At 67.9% G+C, this 22,717-nt stretch carries 21 protein-coding genes; 14 read left to right on the top strand and 7 right to left on the bottom strand.

The features are described 5' to 3' along the window. Nucleotides 1-3: 3 nt before the first annotated feature. Genes H5U26_RS06790 through H5U26_RS06810 form a run of 5 tightly spaced genes read right to left on the bottom strand, consistent with a single transcriptional unit; the run spans nt 4 to nt 4,784 of the window. A complete protein-coding gene (locus H5U26_RS06790; protein ID WP_290617963.1) occupies nt 4-603 on the bottom strand; it encodes a V-type ATP synthase subunit D in 600 nt (199 codons plus the stop codon). Next, entirely contained in the window at nt 600-1,937 is a 1,338-nt protein-coding gene (locus H5U26_RS06795; protein WP_290617965.1) for a V-type ATP synthase subunit B, read from the bottom strand. Before H5U26_RS06795 ends, H5U26_RS06790 begins: the two co-directional genes overlap by 4 nt. 4 nt (nt 1,938-1,941) lie before the next feature. After that, nucleotides 1,942-2,610, bottom strand: a complete 669-nt coding sequence (locus H5U26_RS06800; protein WP_290617967.1) for a TonB family protein — start codon at nt 2,608-2,610, stop codon at nt 1,942-1,944. Between the two features lies 1 nt (nt 2,611). Then, a complete protein-coding gene (locus tag H5U26_RS06805; protein ID WP_290617969.1) occupies nt 2,612-3,016 on the bottom strand; it encodes a biopolymer transporter ExbD in 405 nt (134 codons plus the stop codon). Further along, complete coding sequence (locus tag H5U26_RS06810; protein WP_290617971.1) at nt 3,000-4,784, bottom strand: DUF2341 domain-containing protein; 1,785 nt, start codon at nt 4,782-4,784, stop codon at nt 3,000-3,002. Before H5U26_RS06810 ends, H5U26_RS06805 begins: the two co-directional genes overlap by 17 nt. A gap of 347 nt (nt 4,785-5,131) precedes the next feature. Between H5U26_RS06810 and H5U26_RS06815 the strand changes: the two genes are divergently transcribed. The 4 genes from H5U26_RS06815 to msbA all read left to right on the top strand — a co-directional run bounded on the left by H5U26_RS06815 (nt 5,132) and on the right by msbA (nt 10,410). Then, complete coding sequence (locus H5U26_RS06815) at nt 5,132-7,510, top strand: DNA internalization-related competence protein ComEC/Rec2 (RefSeq protein ID WP_290617973.1); 2,379 nt, start codon at nt 5,132-5,134, stop codon at nt 7,508-7,510. Between the two features lie 73 nt (nt 7,511-7,583). Continuing rightward, the gene (locus H5U26_RS06820; RefSeq protein WP_290617975.1) at nt 7,584-8,225 is read left to right on the top strand and encodes a MotA/TolQ/ExbB proton channel family protein; all 642 of its coding nucleotides are present in this window, start codon (nt 7,584-7,586) and stop codon (nt 8,223-8,225) included. Continuing rightward, on the top strand, nt 8,222-8,647 hold the full coding sequence (locus H5U26_RS06825) for a biopolymer transporter ExbD (RefSeq protein WP_290617977.1): 426 nt from the start codon (nt 8,222-8,224) through the stop codon (nt 8,645-8,647). Before H5U26_RS06820 ends, H5U26_RS06825 begins: the two co-directional genes overlap by 4 nt. Further along, nucleotides 8,644-10,410 (top strand): lipid A export permease/ATP-binding protein MsbA, encoded by a 1,767-nt coding sequence (msbA, locus tag H5U26_RS06830; RefSeq protein WP_290617979.1) that lies wholly within the window; start codon nt 8,644-8,646, stop codon nt 10,408-10,410. The genes H5U26_RS06825 and msbA overlap by 4 nt, the downstream gene beginning before the upstream one ends. Before the next feature lie 12 nt (nt 10,411-10,422). On the opposite strand, the gene H5U26_RS06835 is transcribed toward msbA, so the two are convergent. Further along, a complete protein-coding gene (locus tag H5U26_RS06835; RefSeq protein ID WP_290617981.1) occupies nt 10,423-11,493 on the bottom strand; it encodes an NADH:flavin oxidoreductase/NADH oxidase in 1,071 nt (356 codons plus the stop codon). Nucleotides 11,494-11,538: 45 nt separating this feature from the next. After that, on the bottom strand, nt 11,539-11,958 hold the full coding sequence (locus H5U26_RS06840; protein ID WP_290617983.1) for a nuclear transport factor 2 family protein: 420 nt from the start codon (nt 11,956-11,958) through the stop codon (nt 11,539-11,541). Between the two features lie 113 nt (nt 11,959-12,071). Between H5U26_RS06840 and H5U26_RS06845 the strand changes: the two genes are divergently transcribed. The 10 genes from H5U26_RS06845 to urtB all read left to right on the top strand — a co-directional run bounded on the left by H5U26_RS06845 (nt 12,072) and on the right by urtB (nt 22,716). Then, nucleotides 12,072-13,106 carry a hypothetical protein gene (locus tag H5U26_RS06845; protein WP_290617985.1) on the top strand — a complete coding sequence of 345 codons (1,035 nt, stop codon included), beginning with the start codon at nt 12,072-12,074 and terminating at the stop codon, nt 13,104-13,106. A gap of 41 nt (nt 13,107-13,147) precedes the next feature. Further along, a complete protein-coding gene (locus tag H5U26_RS06850) occupies nt 13,148-13,516 on the top strand; it encodes an MAPEG family protein (RefSeq protein ID WP_290617987.1) in 369 nt (122 codons plus the stop codon). A gap of 816 nt (nt 13,517-14,332) precedes the next feature. After that, the gene (locus tag H5U26_RS06855; protein ID WP_290617989.1) at nt 14,333-14,926 is read left to right on the top strand and encodes a DUF2062 domain-containing protein; all 594 of its coding nucleotides are present in this window, start codon (nt 14,333-14,335) and stop codon (nt 14,924-14,926) included. A gap of 19 nt (nt 14,927-14,945) precedes the next feature. Further along, nucleotides 14,946-16,484: a threonine ammonia-lyase, biosynthetic gene (gene ilvA, locus H5U26_RS06860; RefSeq protein ID WP_290618271.1), complete on the top strand. Its 1,539-nt coding sequence runs from the start codon at nt 14,946-14,948 to the stop codon at nt 16,482-16,484. A gap of 103 nt (nt 16,485-16,587) precedes the next feature. Further along, nucleotides 16,588-17,049, top strand: a complete 462-nt coding sequence (ureE, locus tag H5U26_RS06865; RefSeq protein ID WP_290617991.1) for an urease accessory protein UreE — start codon at nt 16,588-16,590, stop codon at nt 17,047-17,049. Next, nucleotides 17,042-17,716 carry an urease accessory UreF family protein gene (locus tag H5U26_RS06870; RefSeq protein ID WP_290617993.1) on the top strand — a complete coding sequence of 225 codons (675 nt, stop codon included), beginning with the start codon at nt 17,042-17,044 and terminating at the stop codon, nt 17,714-17,716. The genes ureE and H5U26_RS06870 overlap by 8 nt, the downstream gene beginning before the upstream one ends. Nucleotides 17,717-17,734: 18 nt before the next feature. After that, complete coding sequence (gene ureG / locus H5U26_RS06875; RefSeq protein WP_290617995.1) at nt 17,735-18,358, top strand: urease accessory protein UreG; 624 nt, start codon at nt 17,735-17,737, stop codon at nt 18,356-18,358. A 197-nt stretch (nt 18,359-18,555) separates the two neighbouring features. Beyond that, nucleotides 18,556-19,677, top strand: a complete 1,122-nt coding sequence (locus H5U26_RS06880) for a hypothetical protein (protein WP_290617997.1) — start codon at nt 18,556-18,558, stop codon at nt 19,675-19,677. A 44-nt stretch (nt 19,678-19,721) separates the two neighbouring features. After that, nucleotides 19,722-21,014 (top strand): urea ABC transporter substrate-binding protein, encoded by a 1,293-nt coding sequence (gene urtA, locus H5U26_RS06885; protein ID WP_290617999.1) that lies wholly within the window; start codon nt 19,722-19,724, stop codon nt 21,012-21,014. 67 nt (nt 21,015-21,081) lie between these two features. Then, nucleotides 21,082-22,716, top strand: a complete 1,635-nt coding sequence (gene urtB, locus H5U26_RS06890; RefSeq protein WP_290618001.1) for an urea ABC transporter permease subunit UrtB — start codon at nt 21,082-21,084, stop codon at nt 22,714-22,716. Nucleotide 22,717: the final 1 nt, after the last annotated feature.

The raw sequence follows: 22,717 nt of genomic DNA on the forward strand, positions 1-22,717 counted from the left end.
GGCTTATGCCGTTGCACCCTGCGCGCCGCGCCGCGCCTTGATGAGCTTGGCGCGCACCACGGCCGCCCGCTCGGTATCGACCATCGCCACGTGCAGGCGGCGCACCTCTTGGCGTGCGCGTGGAATGAGCTGCTGCTCGAACAGGTTGACGCGCTGCACGGTGGTTCGATGGGCGCGTTCCAGACGCGCGCGGCGTGCTTCGGCCAGCGTCGCCTCGACCCGGCACTGCAGGGCCCGCGCCAGATGGTCCTGCACCAGTTCGAGCCACGGCGGGGCGCCGAGTTGACCTGCTGGCAGGCGGCCGAGGTGGACCGCGTCGAGTCGAGGCAGCTCGCTGCCGAACACGTTCTCGCGGCCGATGTCGACCCCCTCCACCCACGCCGGCGGTGGCAGATCAACGTCCTGCCAAGTTGCGGGCAGCGCCTGCATGGCGGCATCGGCGGCAGCCGCGGCGGCGGTATTCGCCTGGTCGCGGCTGCGCTGTTCCTGCCGCTGCAGGGCGGCAAGCTGCTGGCGCTTCAGGTCCAGCGACGGCAGCGCATGCTCGAACAGGTGCAGCCGTGCCTCGGCTGCTCGCAGTGCTGTCTTGCCGCCGCTGTTCATGCGCTGACGCGCGCGTCGGCGGGGAAATAGCGTGCAATCAGATCCTTGCGCAACGGCAGTTCGGTCGCTGCGAACAGTTCCGCCATGGTGCTCCAGGCAAGATCGAGGGCTGCCGTCAGCGGCAGGGTGACATTCATATCCATGAATCGCGTCCGAAAGCGCTCGCCAAAGCTGAGCAGCCGCCGGTCGAAGGCCGACAGGTCGAAGCCCATGGATTGTTTGCGACGGGCCTCCTCGGCCCCGGCGTACAGCTGGACCATGGCGTTCATCACCTGCCCGTGGTCATCCCGGGTAGCCTTGCCGATGACATGCTGTTTGAGGCGCGACAGGGAACCGAAGGGGTCGATCACGCCGTCGTGCAGATAAATCTGACCTTCGGTGATGTAGCCGGTGTTGTCCGGCACCGGGTGGGTGATGTCGTTGCCGGGCAGGGTCGTGACGGTCAGCAGCGTCAACGAGCCGCTGCCGATGAGCTGGCAGGCTTTCTCGTAGCGTTGGGCGAGCTGGGTGTAAAGATCGCCCAGGTGGCCGCGGGTGGCCGGCACCCGTTCGAGCGAGATGCCGATCTCCTTGTGCGCGTCGGCGTAGGCAGTCATGTCGGTGAGCAACACCAGTACGCGCCGGTCGTGCTGTACGGCATATTGCTCCGCCACCGCGAGCGCAAGATCGGGCAGCAGCAGCCGCTCCACCACCGGGTCACCGGCCAGGTTGATGAACATCACCGTGCGATGGGCCACACCATGCTGCTCGAAACTGTGGCGAAAGAAGTGATAGTCGTCGAACATCAGGCCCAGGCCGCCGAACACCACCACGTCGGCATCGGCCTGGAATCCGACGCGGGCGAGCAGCGCGTTGTAGGGCTCGCCGGGGATCGAGAAGATCGGCAGCTTCTGGCTTTCGACCAGCGTGTTGAACAGGTCGATCATCGGGATTCCGGTGTGGATCATGCGCTGCGGCAGGCGGCGCGCCAGCGGGTTCAGCGGCGGGCCGGCGATGTCAACCCGCGGCTCGGCGTGCAGGCCGGGGCCTCCGTCGATGGCGTCGCCGGCACCGGAAAACACCCGTCCCAGGATGTTGTCCGAGCAGGCGACACGCAGCGGCTCGCCGAGCAGGCGCACCCCGGCGCCAGAGGACAGGCCACGCGTGCCATGGAACACCTGCAGGGTGACGAGGTCGCGTTGCAATTCGATGACCCGCGCCAAGCCGCGGGTGCCGTCCGGGTTCTCGACCAGCGCAAGATCGCCAAACGCGGCGCCGGGCGCACGCACGCGCAGCACATCGCCGCGTATGTCGCGAATGTCCCTGTAAACGGCAAGTGTGGGGTGTGGTCGCACGGCTTCAACTCTCGCGCACCCGCACACGCAGGCGCACCACCAGCGGCACGCCAGGGGGGGGTGGCGGCAGGCTGCGGGCGGTAGCCAGCGTCGCTAGCAACCGTTCGTCGGTACGCCGGTTGCCACTGCCGTCATTGATCTTGAAACGCAGGATGCTGCCGTCCGATTGCAGCCACAGGGTCACGGTGGCGGAGAACGCCTGCCGGCGCAATTCGGCGTCCTGATCGAACAATTGCCGCAAGTGTTGCTCGATCAACCGCCCGTAGGTGGCGCGGGGGTTGGCCTCGCCTGCGTTGCCCTGCGCTGCCGCATGCCAGTCCTGCCCGCCACGTTTGGCCGCGAGCCCGAACGAATCGCTGCCCGCGCCAGCCGTTTCGTCGAGTCCCAGGCGGTCGTCGCCGGCCGTTTCCGGCAACGGCTCGGAGGTAACCATCTCCGGCACAGGCATGTCCGGCAGCGTTTCAACCGGGGGTTCGGGTGGCGGCGGCTTGGGTGACTGCGGCGGTGGGGGGCTGATCAGCGTGATGCGCTGAGGTCGTTCATGGGGGTCCTGGACCAGGAATATCTGCTGGCGAATGAACCAGCCTACCAACAACGCCAGCGCGAGCAGCACGCCGCGCCCCAGCCACAGCCAGGGCGGCGCCTGCTCGTGTTCTTCTGCCAGACCGGCCACGCTAACGAACCAGGCGCTGCGTGACCAGGCCAAGGTTGGTGATCTGGGCACGTTTGGTCACGTCCAAGACCTCGATGATGCGCTGGTACTGAATCTGGCTGTCGCCCTTTACCACGACCGGCAGCTCGGGGTCGGCGGCCCGATAGTCGCGCAGCCGCTGCTCCAGTTCCGGTAGCGTGACCTCTTGCGTGTCGAGGTAGATACGGCCTTCGGCGGTGACGGTGATGGCCTTCGTGCGTGGCTTGGCCAGACTCGGTGCCTGGCTGGCCTTGGGCAGGTCGACGCTGATGCCCTGCACGGTGGCGGTGGCCATGATGATGAAAACAACAAGCAGATTCCACGCCAGGTCCATCAGTGGGGTGACATTCAGGTCGTCATAAATGCGATGTTCACGCCGCCGCCGCATCTGTGCCCCCCTGCTTGCCATAGGCATGGACAAACCTGCCGAGCAGTTCGTTGGCGAACAGGTCCATGGCGTCTGTCAGGCGCCTGACCTGGGAGGCGAGCCCGTTGTAGGCAAACAAGCACGGGATAGCGACCACCAGCCCGGCCACAGTGGTGCTCATGGCCGACGCCACGCCAGGGGCGATGGTGTTGACGTCCACGTCGCCCTCGGCCGCCACCGAGGCGAAGGTGATCATCACCCCGAACACCGTACCGAGCAGGCCGAGGAAGGGTGCAGCGCTTACCGCCATGGTGATCAGCACCAGCCCCCGATCGAGGCGGCTGGCTTCCTCGACGATGGCGGAGTCGATGGCGCTGCGCAGCACTTCAAGACTCTCCGCAGTCAGGCGGCCGAAGCCCGTCTGGCCTGGTGTGCGCAGCAGCCGAACCAGTTCGGTGATCGCCCGCTGCTGCAGGCGTTGCAGCGGGCTGGTTGCAGCGCGTAGTGGTGTCGCCGGGTCAGTATCGGCCGCTGGAAGTTGCAGCCAGTCATCGGGGTTGGCGGCATAAAGTTTGAGAAAGTGCCGATTGGCGCGGCTCACCCGACCCAGGGTCAGCGTCTTGTCGACTATGACCTCGATGCTCATGACCCCGATCACGGCGATGATGCCGATTATGATCCAGCCGTCCACGCTGACCAGACCGGTCAGGGTGCGCAGCAACTCGCCGTAAGCGCTGACGCCGGAACGGCTCGCCTCGACTTCGCCGAACAGCAGTCGTGGCGTGTCCGGCTGCTGCAGGGCGACCGCCGCGGCGAGCCACTCGGGTCGGCGCGCGACGTGGCTCACGCGCAGCTCGTCGAGGTCGCCGACGAAGCCAGGTCCCCCGGCAGCAGCACCGACCACCAGCTCACCCTGGAGCAGCGCAGGGGGCACCTCGCTGCTGGCAACCACCGCGCCGTCGAGCAGTAGCGCCGCACCGCGGCCGAGCGTGAGCGCGAGGTGATACCAGCGATCCGCCTGTAGCGGTGTAGTGGCACTGAGCAGGATTTCACCCGCGGTGCCGCTCAGACGGGCGGTGAGGCGGCCATCGTCGATGCGCAGCAGCAGGCCCGAACCGCCGGCAGGATCGCCGACACTCAGCAGCCGCGCCGCGCCGGTGACCGCAGTGGGGCGGATCCAGGCCGATACGGTGAGCTCCCGGGCATCGTTCAGCACGCTCGCCGGCACGCTCAGCCCCTGGCTGCCGTCGAGATGGATGCCGCGGCCGATGAAGCCCATCTGACCCTGGGCGGCGGTGGATGTGGTCAGGTGGTTGGCAAACGCGCTGGCGTCCCGAGGCGGGCCGTCGGTCTCGCCAAAATGCAGAACCAGCCGCTCGGCGCCATCGTACGCGGCGCCCGACCGGCCCGGCGGCGCCTCGGGATTGCCAAAATACAGATTTATGGAACTGGCGCGGCCGGGCTCCAGGGCCGGCAAGCGCACCCATAGCAGTCCGATGCCGGTCGTCGGATCGTAGGTATCAATGTCGTAGGCAAGCTCGCTCCGGTCGTCGCCGGCAATCAGGCGCAGGTCGGCGCCATCACGCGCAGTGTCGAAGAAATAGCCGAAATTGGCGAACTGCAGGCGTACCAGCACCGGCACGTCGGGCACCGGCTGGGCGAGGTCCTCGGGGGCTGTGACTGCCAATGGCAGCCGGTACTCCCAGTCGCCGTTCCACCAAGCCAGCGTTGGGCCCGGCAACCACATCGACAATGTGCCGATCACAAATACCATCCGCCGCCATGTCATCGAACAGCCTCCAGAGCATGAAGGCCTCGGGCCTCCGGCGAGCAGCATTGAAAGCATTTTGGATTTTCAGCCGGGGACATCTGCGGCACCTTGGAGTCATTTAAAATAGTTTTTATTATCAAATAGTTGATTACAGAATACCGATACATCTCCCGTCGGCCAGAAGGCTTTGCTCGCTGTATCCGGCTGTATATGGCTTGATATGGGCTTCACTACGGTTCCCGTGTGTGAACCTCGCGAGGCTGACCCATCGTCACCCTTGTTTGTTTCTTTCCGTTGACATCCTGTGCCGAGGAGCCTTCTGTCTGTGGGCCGTCGGGTCGGGGGAGGCGTGGATATTGCCCAGTATGGCTACCGTTGCAGTGGCGTTCGCCGCCGGCCTGGGCGTGGCGCTGTGGCTGCCTGCCGTAGCTCCCTGCGTGCTGGTTCCGGCCACGGCGGGTGCCGGGCTTGCATGCGTCGTGCTGGGTCGACGACGGCGTGTGCTGCTCCTGCTGGCGGTGTGCCTAGCAAGTGGTGCCTTTGGTTTGCATGTGGCACAGCGGACGCTTGCCAGTCGCCTGCCGGTGGTGTTCGAGGGCCGTGATGCGCTGCTGCTTGGGGTCGTCAGCGACCTGCCACAGGGCGATGCGCTGCGGACTCGATTGCGCGTCGATGTCGAGCGACTCATCGTGGCCGGCGAGCCCGTGCGTGGGCCGCGCCGGGTGTTGTTGTCCTGGTATGGCGAGCGTCCGGCGCTGCGCGCCGGCGAGCGCTGGCAGTTGCCGGTGCGCCTGAAGGCGCCGCGCGGTTTCAGCAATCCGTCCGGATTCGACTACGAGCGCTGGCTAGTCGGCGAGGGCATCGACGCCACCGGCTATGTGCGCCCCGGCGCGGCGCGGCTGCCGGCATCGACCTTGGCGGCGCCGGTGCAGCGCCTGCGCCAGGCCATCGCCGAGCGGCTCGACCGATACCTTGGGCAGGACGATGCGGCGCGCATGGTGCGCGGTCTCGCCATCGGCGTCACCGGCGCGGTGAGCCCGGCGACCTGGCGCACGCTGCGCGAAACCGGCACGGCGCATCTGCTGGCGATTTCCGGCCTGCATGTGGCCCTGAGCGGACTGCTGGTGTACGCGCTGGTCGGCTGGCTATGGCGGCATCTGCCCGGTCTGGCGCGACGGCTGCCGGCGCCCCGCGCTGCGGCAGTGGCGGCGGCGCTGGGCGTATTCGGCTACGCGGCGCTGGCCGGGTTTGCGGTGCCGGCGCGGCGCACGGCGCTGATGTTCAGCGTGGCCGCGCTGGGCGCCGCGAGCGGACGTGAGACTTCGCCGGCGCGCCTGCTGGCGCTGGCCGGACTGGTGGTGTTGCTGTTCGATCCGCTGGCCTTGCTGGCGAGCGGATTCTGGCTGTCGTTCGGCGCGGTCGGCATCCTGCTGTGGCTGGCGCTGGGCCGTCTGCACGGGCGCGCTGACGACGAACCGGCGTCCGGCGCTCGGCAGCCGGATCGTGTGCGCGGGGTGTGGCGGCGGGCGCGCGAGGGAACGCTCGGCGCCGTGCGCCTGCAGCTGGCGGTGGCCTTGGCGCTGACGCCGTTGACGCTCGGCTTCTTCGGTTTGCTGTCGCCCACCTCGGTGCCGGCCAATCTGCTCGCCGTGCCGCTGCTCGGTCTGGTGGCAGTGCCGCTGACGCTGCTGGGCGTTCTCACCCTGCCCGTGCCGGCGCTGGCCGGGCCGCTGCTGCTCGGCGCGCAGGGCGTATGCGCCGGCACCCTGGCGGTGCTGGAGGCGCTGCGCGGGCTGGCGCCCGGGCTGTTGTGGCCGCCGGTGCCGTGGCCGCTGCTTGCCGCCTGCCTGCTTGGCGTGCTGATCTTGCTGTTGCCGCGCGGGTTTCCGGGCCGCTGGCTGGGTGTGCTGTGGTGCCTGCCGGCAGTGCTTTACCGACCGTCGTTGCCGCCCGCAGGGGCGTTCAGTGCCACCGTGCTCGACGTCGGTCAGGGTCTGGCGGTGGTGGTGCGCACCCGCAATCATGCGCTGGTCTATGACAGCGGGCCGCGCTTTTCGGAGCGTTTCAGTGCCGGCGAGGCCATCGTGCTGCCCGAGCTGGCGCGCCTGGGCGTGCGGCACCTGGACCTGCTGATGCTGTCGCACGCCGATACCGATCATGCCGGCGCCGCGGCCGACATCGCAGATGGCATCCGCACCGGCGGCATCGTCAGCGGCACGCCCAGGCAGATCAGGGGTGTGAGCGGCGTCGAGCCCTGCCGTGACGGGTACGGCTGGACCTGGGATGGCGTGCAATTCCGGCAGTTTCACCCGGGCGACCACCTGGCCACGGCTGGGGACAATGACCAGTCGTGCGTGCTGCTGGTCCGCGCTGCCGGCGGCGCCTCCATGCTGCTGACCGGGGACGTGGAACCGCCTGCGCAGCGCTGCCTTTTGGATGCCAATGTGCTGGACCCGGTCGATGTGGTCGTGGCGCCGCATCACGGCAGCCGGGGCGCGCTGTATCCGCCGTTGATTGCCCGCCTGGCGCCGCGGGAGGTGATTTTCTCCGCCGCTTACCGCAGTCGCTTTGGTCATCCGCATCCGCTCGTCACCGCGGCCTACGCGGCGGCTGGTGCGCGGTTGTGGAACACGGCGGACGCCGGTGCGCTGCTCATCGCAGCCGGCCCGCAGGGCCTCGAAGTGACGGCGCAGCGTGCCCGTCGGGGCCGCTGGTGGCGGGCCGGGGCGCCGCAGGCACCGTGATAGACTGCCAGCCCGCCGCCGCGGCGGGGTCTGTCTGTCCATCCCCATCCTTCAACATCGGGTCTCGGCCGCCGTGTGGGAATTGCTCAAGGCCGGTGACTGGCCGGTCATTCCGCTGGTCCTGTGCTCCGTCCTGGCGCTCGGCATCGTGCTGGAGCGGGCCTGGTCGCTGCAGCGCAGGCGGGTGCTGCCGCCCGGTTTGCTGCAGGAAGTGCAGAACTGGTGCATCGCCGGGCAGGTGGATGCGGCCCGTATCAACAACCTGCGCCAGCACTCGCCGCTGGGCCGAATCCTGGCGGCGGTGTTGATGCACGGCGGCGAGGACCGCCAGCGCCAGCGCGAGAACGTGGAGGACACCGGCCGTCACCTGGCGCTGGAGCTCGAGCGCTACCTGAACATGCTGGGCACGCTGGCCACCGTCTCGCCGCTGATCGGCCTGTTCGGCACCGTGATCGGCATGATCGAGACCTTCCACGCCATCGGCATGACCGGCCTGGGCGCGCCCGAGAAGCTGGCCAGCGGCATTTCGGTCGCGCTGGTGAACACGGCCTTCGGCCTGTTCGTGGCCATCCCAAGCTACATCTTTCACCGCTATTACCGCGGCCGGGTCGACGAGCTGGTGGCCGATCTGGAGCGTCAGGCGGCGGAGCTGGCCGAATCCCTGGCGCAGCTGGCCGCCCGTCTGCACCGCGACCGGGCGGCCTTGCGCGCATGAACTTTCGCACCCGGCGCAGGCCGGACGATGTGGAATTGAACTTCGTGCCGCTGATCGACGTGCTGGTGGTGCTGCTGATCTTTCTGATGGTCACCACCAGCTTCAGTCGCCTGGGGCAGCTGAAGGTGGAGCTGCCGCAGGCGGCCAGTGACGCCACCGCGCCCACCGACAACACGATCGAGCTGGCCATCAGCGCCGCGGGGGAATATGCGGTCGGTCAGGAAACCCTGGCCGCCGACAACGTGGTCGGTCTGACGGCGGCGCTGCGCCGCGCAGCCAGCGGGCGCAAGGAGCCGGTGCTGGTGCTGTCGGTCGACCGCAACACGCCCCACGAGCGGGTCATCGCCGCCATGACCGCGGCGCGCGAGGCAGGGCTGGAGCACCTCACCTTCGCCGTGGAGACGGCGGGCAAGACGCCATGACCGACGCGGTCGACAGCGCCGCCCGCTGGCAGATCTACGCCCGCCTGCTTGGCTACGCGCGACCGCACTGGCGGGTGTTCGCGCTGGCACTGATCGGCATGATCGGCGGCGCCGCCACGGATCCGGCTTTCGCCGCCCTGATGAAGCCGATGCTCGACGGCAGCTTCGTCGAGCGCGACCCGCAGACCATCCGCTGGTTGCCGGTGGTGATGGTCGGCCTGTTCGTGGTGCGCCTGGTGTGCAGCTTCATCGCCGACTTCGGCATGAACTGGGTGGCGCGGCGGGTCATCAAGGACCTGCGCACGGCCATGTTCGACCACCTGCTGCGCCTGCCGGCGAGTTTTTACGACCGCCAGGCCTCCGGCGCGCTGATTTCCAAGGTCACCTATGACGTCGAGATGGTGGCCGGCGCCACCAGCGACGCCCTGACCACGCTGCTCAAGGACAGCGTGGCGGTGCTGGGGCTGCTGGGCTGGATGTTCTACCTGAACTGGAAACTGGCGCTGATCTTCCTGGTGGTCGGGCCGGGCATGGCGGCCAGCATCAGCGCGGTGTCGAAGCGCTTTCGGCGCCTGAGCACGCACATTCAGTCCTCCATGGGCAGCATCACCGCCGCCGCCGGCGAGGTGGTGGAAGGCCACCTGGTGACCAAGCTGTTCAACGGCCAGGACCGCGAATCGGCAAGCTTCGATCGGCTGTCGGAGCGCAACCGCCACCTGCACATGAAATGGGTGTCCGTGGACGCGCTGGGCAACGGCGTGGTGCAGTTGCTGATCGCGCTGACCATGGCCGGCATCCTGTACGCCGCCACCACCTTTGCCAGCACCGAGCGCACCACGGTCGGCGGGTTCACGTCCTTCATCGTGGCGGTGACCATGCTGCAGGCGCCGGTCAAGCGCCTGACCAAGGTCAACGGCGTGCTGCAGAAGGGCATCACCGCCGCGCGCAGCGTGTTCGGGCTGATCGACGAGCTGGCCGAGCCGGACACCGGCCGGCGCGAGCTGGTCCGTGCGCGGGGCGAGGTCGAGTATCAGGACGTGGTGTTTTCCTACGCGACCAGCCCGGCGCCGGTGCTGCGCGGCGTGTCGCTGCACGCCAAGCCCGGCCAGCGGGTGGCGCTGGTCGGGCGCTCCGGCTCGGGCAAGACCAGCCTGGTCGGTCTGCTGCCGCGCTTCTACGAGCCGCAGGCCGGGCGCATCCTGATCGATGGCATCGACATCCGCGAGCTGACGCTGGCCTCGCTGCGGGCGCAGATCTCGCTGGTCAGCCAGCACGTGGTGCTGTTCAACGACACGGTGGGCAGCAACATCGCCTACGGTCGCCGCGGCGAGGTGAGCGAGGCCGACATCGTGCGCGCCGCCGAGCAGGCGCATGCCATGGAATTCATCCGCCAGTTGCCGCAGGGTCTGGACAGCCTGGTCGGCGACAACGGCGTGCTGCTGTCCGGCGGCCAGCGCCAGCGCATCGCCATTGCCCGGGCGCTGCTCAAGGACGCGCCGATTTTGATCCTGGACGAGGCCACCTCGGCCCTGGACAGCGAATCGGAGCGGCACATCAAGGCGGCGCTCGACGCACTGATGAGCCACCGCACCACGCTGGTTATCGCGCACCGCCTGTCGACCATCGAGAACGCCGACCTGATCCTGGTGATGCAGGACGGGCGCATCGTCGAGCGCGGTGATCATGCGTCCCTGCTGCGCCAGGGCGGTGCCTATGCCAGGCTGCACCGGATGCAGTTCGCCGACGTGCCGGTCGCGGTCTAGAACGCCCTGCGGTCAGCCGGGCCGGGCGCGCTGGTACGGCGCCGGCCAGTCGTCCACTGCGCCGCGCAAGGCCGTCGCGGCATGCAGCGGCCAGTACGGATCGCGCAGCAGAGCGCGGCCCAGGAACACCGCATCGGCCTGGCCAGTACGCAGGATATGTTCGGCCTGTTCGGGGCTGGTGATCAGGCCGACCGCGCCGCTGGCCAACCCCGTCTGTTCGCGCACCGCCGCCGCAAACCGGGTCTGGTAACCCGGACCCACGGGCGGTTTTGCATCCGGCACCGTGCCGCCGCTTGAGCAGTCCAGCAGATCGACACCCAGTGCCTTGAGCCGGCGGGCGAATTCGAGCGTGGACGGCAGATCCCAGCCACCCTCCGTCCAGTCGGTGCAGGACACGCGCACCAGCAGCGGCAGCTCGGCCGGCCAGGCGGCGCGCACTGCCTGAGCCACCCGCAGCGGAAAACGCAGCCGGTTGTCGAGGCTGCCGCCGTATTCGTCCGTGCGCCGGTTCGACAGCGGCGACAGAAAGGAATGCAGCAGATAGCCGTGTGCCATGTGCAGTTCCAGCACCTCGAAGCCGGCCTGCAAGGCCAGTTTGGTGGAGTGCACGAACTGGTCCAGCAGCACGTCCAGATGTACCGGTTCGAGTGCTGTGGGCACGGCGTGATCCGGCGCGAACGGCAGCGCGCTGGGCGCAACGGCACGCCAGCCGCCATCGGCGAGGGCGAGCGGCGTGCCACCTTCCCAGGGCACGCGCATCGACGCCTTGCGCCCGGCGTGGGCGAGCTGGATGCCGGCCACGGCGCCGTGGTGCCGGATGCCGGAGGCGATTTGGCGCAGTGGGGCCAGCTGGTCGGCATTCCACAGGCCAAGATCGCCAGGGCTGATGCGGCCCTCGGCGGTCACGGCGGTGGCTTCCACCATCACCATGCCGGCGCCGCCGACGGCGCGGCTGATGTAATGCACGCTGTGCCAGTCCTGCACCACGCCGCCGACGGCGCTGTACTGGCACATGGGCGACATCCAGGCGCGATTGCGAAAACGTACCGAGCGCAGGCCAAGAGGCTCGAACAGCAGGCTCATCGTTGCGGGACCATGAGATGGGGTGAAGCCGACGTCCTGGCGGGCTCAGTGCAGGACGGTGTCTTCGTCGATGGTGACGGTCGGCGTCGGCGAGGCGTGGTGCAGGATCATCCGCCAGCCAGCCGCCGTGTGCCGATAGACATTGGTCGCCACGACCGGTGGCTGCTGGGTCTCCTCGCCGCGCAGGCCAAGCTGCTCGTGGACCACGTGCGTGGCCAGATCGCCATCGCGGCGCTGCAGCACCGGCACGGTGCTGACCGTCAGGTGCGGGCCGGCCGCGAACATGCGCCGCCAGGCGGCGAAGATGGCGCGGTGACCGTGCAGTTCCGGCCACATTGGGTGCACGCACACCAAGTCAGGCCCTTCGTCCCATACCGCCTGCATGAGCGCGGTGTCGGCGGCTTCCAGGGCCTTGTAGAACGCAGCCTCGGCGGCGGCGGGGGTCTCGAATTCGTTGTTAGTCATCGCATCTGGCACGAGAGAGCCTGTTGGCGGTTGTCGATGCTGGCAGCTGGGGGCTAAAGTGCCCGCATTCAAGCATCCGGGGGCTTCCTCAGGTGCGGCGAGGAGGAATGAACATGCCCCGAACCCTATGGTATACGCGCTGTCCGGTGGCCACGGCTTCCGGTATCGCCTTTCAGCGCAAGTCCTTCGACGAGGAGTTTGCCGGTTCCGCGTTCGAGGTTCGCAACATCAAGGAACTGGGCCCGTCGCAGGCGGACACGCATTTCGATCACCGCTTGGCCGACTCGTTCCGCGAGGGCGGCGCCATCCCGCCGCTGTGGGCGCGCACGCGCGGCGCCGACACGCTGGCGGTGGGCCTGACCTTCGTCGCCGACTCGCTGGCCGTGTTCGTGCGTGCCGACGACAAGGCGCAGCGCGTGCAGGATCTGGCTGGCCGCCGCTGCGGGCTGCCGGTGCGTCCGTACATCCTGATCGATTTCATGAAGGTCAACGCCCACAAGGGCTTTTACTCGACCCTCGCCGCCAACGGCATGGCCGAGTCGGACGTCAGGTTCGTCGAGATGACCGTCAACGACGACATGCACGGCAGCATCAACGCGGACCTGCAGCAGGGTGACCGGCCGAGCCTGTACGACCCCGACGTCGCTTATTTGCTGCGCGGCGAGGTGGACGCCATCTTCTGCAAGAACGCCGAGGTCGGCCTGATCGAGCGCCGCTATGCCGGGCGCATCCGCAAGCTGTACGACCTGATGACCGACCAGACCGATCGCGCACACATGGTCAACGCCAACCCGCGCATCATCACCGTCAGCGCCGGCCTGGCCAGGGAGGCGCCCGAGGCCGTGGAACGCTACCTGCAGGTGCTGGTGCGCACCGCCAACTGGGCGGTCACGCACCCGGCCGAGGCGGCCGAAACCATGGCCCGTGAGCTGGGTGTGTCGGCGGACGACATCCGCAACACCTACGAGCCGGACTTCCACAAGAAACTGTGGCCATCGTTCGGACCGGAACTGCGCCGCCTGCTGCAGGTGCAGATCGATTTCATGCAAAGCCACGGCTATCTGGGGCCGGTCGACCTGGAAAGCTGGATGCAGCGGCGGTTTCTTGAACAGGCGTACCGGCGGGAAGGGCTGCCGGCGGTGGCCTGATTGCAGAAGTTCAGCCCTTAACAACGTGATCGGAGGGGAGCATGACGATAGCCTATTGGTGTGTGCTGGCACTGGTGTTCTTTCCGCCGGTGCTGGGCGCCTTGGCCAAGAGCGGCGGCTTTGACAACAGCCGGCCGCGCGAGAGCCTGGCCGCGGCAACCGGCTGGCGCAAGCGCGCCGACTGGGCGCAGCAGAATGCGCTGGAGAACTTCGCGCCGTTCGCGGCGGCCGTGATCATCGGCCACCTGACCGGCCTGGCGCAGGGCACGCTGGATCAGCTGGCGCTGGCCTTCGTGGCGCTGCGCGTGCTGCATGCGGTGTTCTACATCGCCGATCAGGCGACGCTGCGCTCGTTGTCCTACGTGGGCGGCCTGGCCTGCATCATTGCCATCTTCGTGATGGCGGCCTGATCGGTCCTGGCTGACAAACGCCGGCTGGGGACTGCACGCCCCAGCCGGCGTTTTTTTGCCCATCGGTCGCCTCGGGCGCTGAAAGATCCAGGATGGATTTATTCAGCGCTTCCATAGGGGGCTTTTCTCAGCCGAAGGGAACCCGATGCCGGCGACTATCGGGTGCTCCGACGGAACGCCGGTGTCTGCGACGTGGTCATTGAATTGCCCCTCCACGCCGCCGAGAGCCTGTCGCTGCGCATCAAAATAGAGATGCACGCCAGAACCTGCAGCCGATATTTTCGCTCAAGCTGCGCAGTGCCTACAATTGACAAGGCCGCGCCTGTTGCGGCAGGTGGTGTCGCACCGTGTCGGACAGAACCATGCGCAGGCCGAGGCGCTGCCCGCGCGTCGTCCGGGCAGACACACTGACCGTGACGCCGATCACCGAGCCGAAGATCAAGACCGAGGCCGTCCGGTGCCCGGGCGGTGACGCACTACGGCACGGCCAGGACCCGCTGCCCCGATCTGAGGTCATCGGGCCTGAGTAGTGGCATGGCCACCAGCATGCTGTGCCTACATGGATAACCTTTTGCTACGACCTTACTGCCTTGCTGACCACCATCACCGGCCCGCGATCAGGTGCAAGACTGCTGGTGGCGAGTCTGGATTCGGTGTTGCGGGCCGCAGTCCCGCTGCAGGATGGTGCAGTCCGGGTGCCGGTGTCGGGTTGCCGGGGATCGCTGTGGGCGGCCGGCCCAGCCTCCTCACCGCCTTGTGCCGGGCTGTCGAGCAAAAGGTCGAGACGGCCTGCGTGCCGAGGTTGGCTGGCCTGCCATGAGCAGATGTCAAGGCAAGCCCGGCGCGGCGATGAATCGCTGGCGCCGCCTGTTGCACGACGCCGCGCAGCTGCGTCACCGGCGCTGGCTGCGCTGGATGGGTCCGGCCCTGCACCACCCGCGGCTGTGGCACATGAGCCGCCGCGGCGTGTCTCTGGGTGTGGGCATCGGTGTGTTTTTCGGCCTCATGCTGCCGCTGGCGCAAATGCCAGCCGCCGCCGTGGTGGCTGTCGTCATGCGTGCCAACGTGCCGGTGGCGGCGGTCAGCACGCTGGTGACCAACCCGGTCACTTTCCCGGTTATCTACTATGGCGCCTACCGCATCGGCTCGCGTCTGATCGGCCAGGACCCACAGCGCCGCGACGCGTTCGACCATCCGCCGGAGCAGCTGCAGGAAGCAGTCGAGTATCCGCCACCGCGCACCTGGTGGCGCCGGGTCGGCATTCCCACCGTGCTCGGTTTGGCCGTGATGGCCACCACCTGCGGGCTGCTGACCTACCTGTTGGCCGGCTGGCTGCTGCGCCTGCGCACGCGGCGCATCTGGGAAAGGCGCGTGCGGCGGCGCCAGCGGCGCAACCGCAGCCAGCACTGAGACGATGTCGGTCGCCCCGATGCGTGTTGGGCGCGCTACCCGACAAGGAGCCAACGTGCGCGACTACCTGGTATTGACACTCAATGCCCGCGTCTACGACGTGGCCATCGAGTCGCCGCTGGATGTGGCCGATAGCCTGTCGCTGCGTCTGAACAACCGCGTGCTGCTCAAGCGCGAGGACATGCAGCCGGTTTTTTCCTTCAAGCTGCGCGGCGCCTACAACAAGATGGCGCATCTGACGCGGCGGGCCCTGAAGGCCGGCGTGATCACGGCGTCCGCCGGCAACCACGCGCAGGGCGTGGCGCTGGCGGCGCAGCGCCTCGGCAGCCATGCACTGATCGTGATGCCGGTCACCACGCCGCAGATCAAGATCGATGCCGTCGAGCGTCTGGGCGGCGAGGCGCTGTTGCATGGCGAGGATTACGCCGCCGCCGCCCGGCACGCACTGGTTCTCGCCGCCGAGCGGGGCCTGAGCTTCATCCATCCCTACGACGATCCGCTGGTGATTGCCGGGCAGGGCACCATCGGCGCCGAGCTGCTGCGCCAGCTTCAGGGGCCCTGCGACGCCATCTTCGTGCCGGTCGGCGGTGGCGGGCTGATCGGCGGCATCGCCGCCTACGTCAAGCGCCTGCGCCCGGAAATTCGCATCATCGGCGTGGAAGCCGACGACGCCGACGCCATGGAACGCTCCCTGCGTACCGGCCGACGGGTCAGCCTGCGCAGCGTCGGGCTGTTTGCCGACGGCACCGCGGTGCGTCAGGTCGGCCGCGAGCCGTTTCGCCTGGCGCGCCAGTACGTGGACGAGATGCTGCTGGTGAACCCGGACGAGATCTGCGCCGCCATCAAGGACACCTTCGAGGACACGCGCGCCATCGTGGAACCTGCCGGCGCGCTGGCGCTGGCGGGTCTGAAGCGCTATGTGGCCCGCGAACGCTGCCATGGCCGCACGCTGGTGGCCGTGTGCTCCGGCGCCAACATGAACTTCGACCGTCTGCGCTACGTGGCCGAGCGGGCCGAGATCGGCGAGCGACGCGAGGCGATCTTCGCCGCCACCATTCCCGAGCGGCCGGGCAGCTTTCTGCATTTTTGCGAAGCCATCGGCGCGCGCCAGATCACCGAGTTCAACTACCGCTACGCCAGTGCCGAGGAGGCGCACGTGTACGTGGGCGTGCAGACCGCCGGCAACCAGCGCCAGGCCTTGTATGAACAGCTGCGAAAGCACGGCTATGCGGTGGTCGACCTGACCGAGGATGAGACCGCCAAGCTGCACCTGCGGCACATGGTCGGTGGCCACGGCCAGCTGCCGGACGAGTTGCTGTACCGGTTCACCTTCGACGAACGGCCGGGCGCGCTGGCCCATTTCCTGGCCCGCCTGGGCGCGCACTGGAACATCAGCCTGTTCCATTACCGCAACCACGGTGCCGCCGACGGGCGGGCGCTGGTCGGGCTGCAGGTGCCGCCGGCCGAGCGGGCGCGTTTTCGGGCTCACCTCGCCCAGGGCGGTTTCGAGTACGTGGACGAGACTGCAAGCGCGGCCTACCGGCTGTTTCTTCGGTAGGCCATCGCAGGCGTGGCCGGCCTTGGCGCCCGCCGCCGCCGCCCGATCCGCCTCGCGCACCGATTGCCCGCGGGTCTGGCCCGAGTCTTGCGTTGAGCTGCCCATGATTCGTTTCGACCGCTTCGCATCCACCGGCATGCACCGCGCCGGGTCCGTCACGCTGCCGTTCGAGCGCCGGGTGCGGTCGCGTCAGCGCGTGCTGCTGGACGATGGCCGCGAGGCGCTGATCGACCTGCCGCGCGGCACGGTGCTGCGTGACGGCAGCCTGCTGGCCGATGCCCAGGGGCAGGTGCTTGCCGTGTGCGCGGCCCGGGAGGATGTATCCATCGCGTGTGCTGGGGATCCTCTCGTCCTGCTGCGCGGTGCCTATCACTTGGGCAATCGGCACGTTGCGGTGCAGCTGGGTCCCGGCTGGCTGCGCTACCTGCACGATCACGTGCTCGACGACATGCTGCGCGGGCTGGGCCTGCAGGTGGAACTCGCGCAGCTGCCCTTCGAGCCGGAAGCCGGTGCCTACGGGCCGGGCGCCGTATCCGGCCACGCACATGCGCACGATCATGACTGACCCGGTCGCCGATCTGCGCCTGCGCCAGCTGACCAGCGCCGCGCTGCCGGTGGGCGCCTTCGCGTATTCGCAGGGCCTGGAAAGCGCGGTCGAGCTGGGCTGGATTCGCGACCCGCTGCAGGCGCAGCAATGGATCGGCGGCCTGCTGGAGCACACACTGTCCGGGCTGGAGGTGCCGCTGCTGGCGCGCCTGATGGCGGCCTTTGCCAGTGCCGACGAGGCGGCCGCCGAGCGCTGGTCAGGACTGCTGCTGGCCATGCGCGACAGCGCCGAGCTGCGCGCACAGGAACGGGCACTGGGCACGGCCTGGGCGGCGCTGCTGGTCGATCTTGGCGTGCCGGGTGCGGCCTCCTGGGCCGAGCGGCCACAGCGCACGGCGCTGGCGCTGTATGCATTGGCGATGGTGCATTACGGCATTGCGGTGCAGGACGCCGCGCAGGCCTTGCTGTGGGCATGGCTGGAGGCGCAGGCGAGCGCGGCCCTGCGCGCGGTGCCGCTTGGCCACGCGGCGGCGCAGCAAGTGATCCACACGGTCGCCGCTGCCATTCCGGCCGCCGTCAGGCGCGGCCTGGCGCTGGCGGACGAGGACATCGGCGCCGGTGCCCCGGCGCTGGCCATCGCCAGCTGCCGGCACGAGACGCAGTACAGCCGGCTGTTTCGGTCCTGATACACGACGGGAGTGACGATGACGCAGCGCTCTGAATCCGGCCCACTGCGGGTAGGCATCGGCGGGCCGGTCGGCTCGGGCAAGACCGCGCTCACCGAGGCGCTGTGCAAGGCCCTGCGCGAGCGCTACCGGATCGCCGTGGTCACCAACGACATCTACACCCGCGAGGATGCCGAGTTCCTGACCCGCGCCGGGGCGCTGGCTCCGGAGCGCATCATGGGCGTGGAAACCGGCGGCTGTCCGCACACGGCGATTCGCGAGGATGCGTCGCTGAACCTGGCCGCCGTGGCCGAGCTGTCGCGCCGTTTTGCGCCGCTCGACCTGGTGTTCGTGGAATCCGGCGGCGACAACCTGGCCGCCACCTTCAGCCCGGAGCTGTCGGACCTGACGCTGTACGTGATCGACGTGGCGGCCGGCGACAAGATTCCGCGCAAGGGCGGGCCGGGCATCACCCGCTCGGACCTGCTGATCATCAACAAGACCGACCTGGCGCCGCATGTCGGGGCATCGCTGGAGGTGATGGACCGCGACTCCCGGCGCATGCGCGGCGAGCGCCCGTTCGTGTTCACCTGCCTCAAAACCGGTGCCGGACTGGACACGGTGATTGCATTCATCGTGCGCGAGGGCGGGCTGCCCGGCTGATACCGGCCGCCTGGTGCCCCAAGTTCGTGCCCGATGCTGAATGAATGCACCACGCCGAAGCCAGGATGCGTCTGCCGGGGCGGCGTCGATGCAGGTCGATCGACTTGAATACAAGGCGGTGCAGCAGGTGGCACAGCAGTTGCTGAAGCTACCGCGCCATCGGGGAGGAGGCATGACCTAACCCAGGGAGTACGGGCATGTCCTCAATAAGGTTTGCAAGACGCACCTTGCTGGCAGCCACGGCTGGTGCCAGCCTGTTTGCCGCTGACGCCGCCAGCGCCGGTGCCAAGTTCAGCATCGACGATACGCACTGGGTCTCCGTGGGTGCCGGCCTGCGTACCAGCTTCAGTTCCGTGGAGGACGCGGCGCCCGACGATGGGCGTTCCAACGACTTCACGGTCGACAGCATCCGGCTGTACCTGAACGCCCAGATCCACCAATACATCCTGCTGGAGTTCAACACCGAGCGCTACGACACCGGTGACGACGACGAAATCCGCGTGCTGGATGCGATCGCCAAGTTCACCATCGCGCCGGAGTTCAACATCTGGGCCGGCCGTCATCTGCCGCCCTCGGACCGTGCCAACCTGGACGGCCCGTACTACCTGAACGCGTGGACCTTCCCGATCGCGCAGGCCTATCCAGCCATCTTCGCCGGCCGCGACGAAGGGGTGTCGGTGAACGGCTCGATCGACGGCGGCGTGTTCGGCTACGCCCTGGGCGTCTACGACGGCATGGACACGTCGTACTCCGGCATCACCGACCTGAACAACCCCAACCAGGACGACAACCTGCTGTTTGCCGGTCGCCTGCAGTGGGCGCTGTGGGATCCGGAGCCGGGCTTCTACACCACCAGCTCCTACTTCGGCGAGAAGAACATCCTGACTTTCGGCGCCGCCGCGCAGTACCAGTCGGACGGCACCGGCACCCGGGCCTCTCCGGGCGATTTCTTCGGCTGGAACGTGGACGCGCTGCTGGAACACAAGGTCGGCGACGGCGGGGCGGTGAGCCTGGAAGGGGCCTATTACGACTATGACCACGACGACGAGATGCCGGCCTTCGGCTACCAGGGTGACGGCTACTACGTGCTGGCGAGCTTCCTGACGCCGCAGAAATTCGGCATCGGCAAGCTGCAGCCGCACGTGCGCTACCAGGCCGTGGATGACGACAACGCGCCCGACCACGACCGCTGGGAGCTGGGTCTGGGCTACATCATCGATGGCCAGAAAGCCAAGGTCATCGCCACCTACGGCGCCGACGATTTCGACGGTGGCGAGACCACCGATTTCTTCATCCTGGGCGTGCAGCTGCAGATCTAGCCCGCATCCCCCGCATCCGAACAACCCGCAAAGGAGAACCTCACATGACTGATCGCAAGAACCGATTTGCCGGACGCCTGGCGCTGGCCGCCGCCGGCGCGCTGCTCAGCGGCCTGGCGCACGCCGCCGACACCATCAAGGTCGGCGTGCTGCATTCCCTGTCCGGCACCATGGCCATTTCCGAAACCACGCTCAAGGACACCGTGCTGATGCTGGTGGACGAGCAGAACAAGAAGGGCGGCCTGCTGGGCAAGAAGCTGGAAGCCGTGGTGGTGGACCCGGCCTCGAACTGGCCGCTGTTCGCCGAGAAGGCGCGCGAGCTGCTGGCCAAGGACAAGGTGGACGTGGTGTTCGGTTGCTGGACCTCGGTGTCGCGCAAATCGGTACTGCCGGTGTTCGAGGAACTCAACGGCCTGCTGTTCTACCCGGTGCAGTACGAGGGCGAGGAATCGTCCAAGAACGTGTTCTACACCGGCGCCGCGCCCAACCAGCAGGCGATTCCGGCGGTCGATTACTTCATGAACGAGATGGGCGTGAAGCGCTGGGTGCTGGCCGGCACCGACTACGTGTACCCGCGCACCACCAACAAGATCCTGGAGGCTTACCTCAAATCCAAGGGCGTGAAGGACGAGGACATCCTGATCAACTACACGCCGTTCGGGCATTCGGACTGGCAGTCCATCGTCGCGGACATCAAGAAGTTCGGCGCGGCCGGCAAGAAGACCGGCGTGGTGTCCACCATCAACGGCGACGCCAATGTGCCGTTCTACAAGGAGCTGGCCGCCCAGGGCATCAAGGCCGAGGACATCCCGGTGGTGGCCTTCTCGGTCGGCGAGGAAGAGCTGTCGGGCCTGGACACCGGCCCGCTGGTCGGTCACCTGGCGGCCTGGAACTACTTCATGAGTGTGGACACGCCCGAGAACGCCGCCTTCATCAAGGAATGGCACGCCTTCATCAAGAATCCGAAGCGCGTGACCAATGATCCGATGGAAGCGCACGTGATCGGTTTCCACATGTGGGCCAAGGCGGTCGAGAAGGCCGGCACCACCGATGTCGCCAAGGTCAGCGACGCCATCATCGGCATCGAGGTGCCCAACATGACCGGTGGCACGGCCAAGATGCTGCCCAACCACCACATCACCAAGCCGGTGCTGATCGGCGAGATCCAGGCCGACGGCCAGTTCGAGACCGTGTGGCAGACCGACGGTCTGGTGCCGGGCGATGCCTGGTCGGATTTCCTGCCAGGCTCCAAGGACATCGAGGCCGACTGGGTCACCCTGAAGTGCGGTAACTACAACACCGTCACCAAGAAGTGCTCCGGACAGAACTACGAGTGATGTGACCGGCCTCGGGCGGGCAGACCGCCCGGGGTTTCCTTGCCATCCAGTGCCAGCGGGGAAGCGCTTGAACCCGATCCGATACTTGCCGGTCGTCCTGGCGGGACTGGGCCTGATGTTCTGCGCGCTGGTGGCGCCTGCCATCGCCGAACCGGCTGCCGATCCGCCCCCGGCTGCGGACGCCGCCGGCGCCGTGCAGGCGCTTGCCACGGCCGGATTCCTGGCCAAGCCGGCCCTGTTGCAGCAGATCGCGGGCAGCGGCGAACCGTGGGCGCGCGCCGTGCTGCAGGGCCTGCTGGATGGCACCCTGCAAATCCGCAAGGCCGATCAGCGGGTGCTGCTGGCAGTGCCGGCGGGGCAGGACTTCGAGCTTGTCGATCCGGTCAGTGGCGCATCGCTGGGTGAGGGCGAGCGCCTGGACCTGAAGCGCATCCCGATCAACAACAGCCTGCGCACCCAGCTGAACGGGCTGATCGCGCGCCTGAGCCTGGCCGATCCTGACCCGCGCCAGCGCCGAGCGGCGGTGCGATCTCTTTACGAAACGCTGGATGCCGCCAGCGCGGACCTGCTGCGCGAGCGGCGCTCCGTGGAAACCGATGACGGCGTGCGCGACGCCATCGACGTGGCCCTCGCGCTGGCCGATCTGTCCAGCACGGAGCACGGGACGCAGATCGCCGCCACCCGGCAGCTTGCCGGCAGCGTCGAGCCGTCGGTGCGGGTACGCCTGGGCGCCGTCGCGGACGATGCCACCCAGTCGCAGGATGTGCGCGACGCAGCCCGCCGGGCGCTGGCGCGCAGCGAGGCGCGCGTCGGTCTTTACCGCTCCGCGGAAATGGCATTTTTCGGCCTGTCGCTCGGTTCCGTGCTGCTGCTGGCGGCGATTGGTCTTGCCATCACCTTCGGCGTCATGGGCGTCATCAACATGGCGCATGGCGAGTTTCTGATGCTCGGCGCCTACACCACCTTCGTGGTGCAGCAGTGGGTGCCGGTGGACTGGTCATTGCCGTTGGCGATACCGCTGGCTTTTCTGGTCGCAGGTGCCGTGGGCGTGCTGCTGGAGGTGACCCTGATCCGCTTTCTGTATGGCCGGCCGCTGGAGACACTGCTGGCCACGTTCGGCGTCAGCCTGATCCTGCAGCAGGTGGTGCGCAGCGTGTTCTCGCCGCTGAATCGCCAGGTGGCGACGCCGTCATGGATGAGCGGCTCGATTGAAATCAACCCGGCCCTGTCGCTGACGCTCAATCGCCTCTACATCGTCCTGTTCAGCCTGGTTGTGTTCGCCGCCCTGCTGGCGGTACTGCGCTTCACCCGCTTCGGGCTGGAACTGCGCGCCGTGTCGCAGAACCGTGCCATGGCGCGGGCGCTTGGCGTGCGCAGCGCACGGGTCGATGCGCTGACCTTCGGGCTTGGCGCCGGTGTCGCCGGCGTGGGCGGGGTGGCGCTGTCGCAGCTGACCAACGTCGGGCCGAATCTGGGGCAGGCCTACATCGTGGATGCCTTCCTGGTGGTGGTGTTCGGCGGCGTGGGCAATCTGTGGGGCACGCTCACGGCAGCGCTGTCGCTGGGCGTGGCCAACAAGCTGATGGAGCCCCTGGTGGGCGCCGTGCTGGCCAAGATCCTGGTGCTGGTGTTCATCATCCTGTTCATCCAGCGTCGTCCGCGGGGCTTGTTCCCGCAGCGCGGCCGCAGCGTGGAGGCCTGAC

The sequence above is a fragment of the Immundisolibacter sp. genome (assembly GCF_014359565.1).
Classification (GTDB): Bacteria; Pseudomonadota; Gammaproteobacteria; order Immundisolibacterales; family Immundisolibacteraceae; genus Immundisolibacter.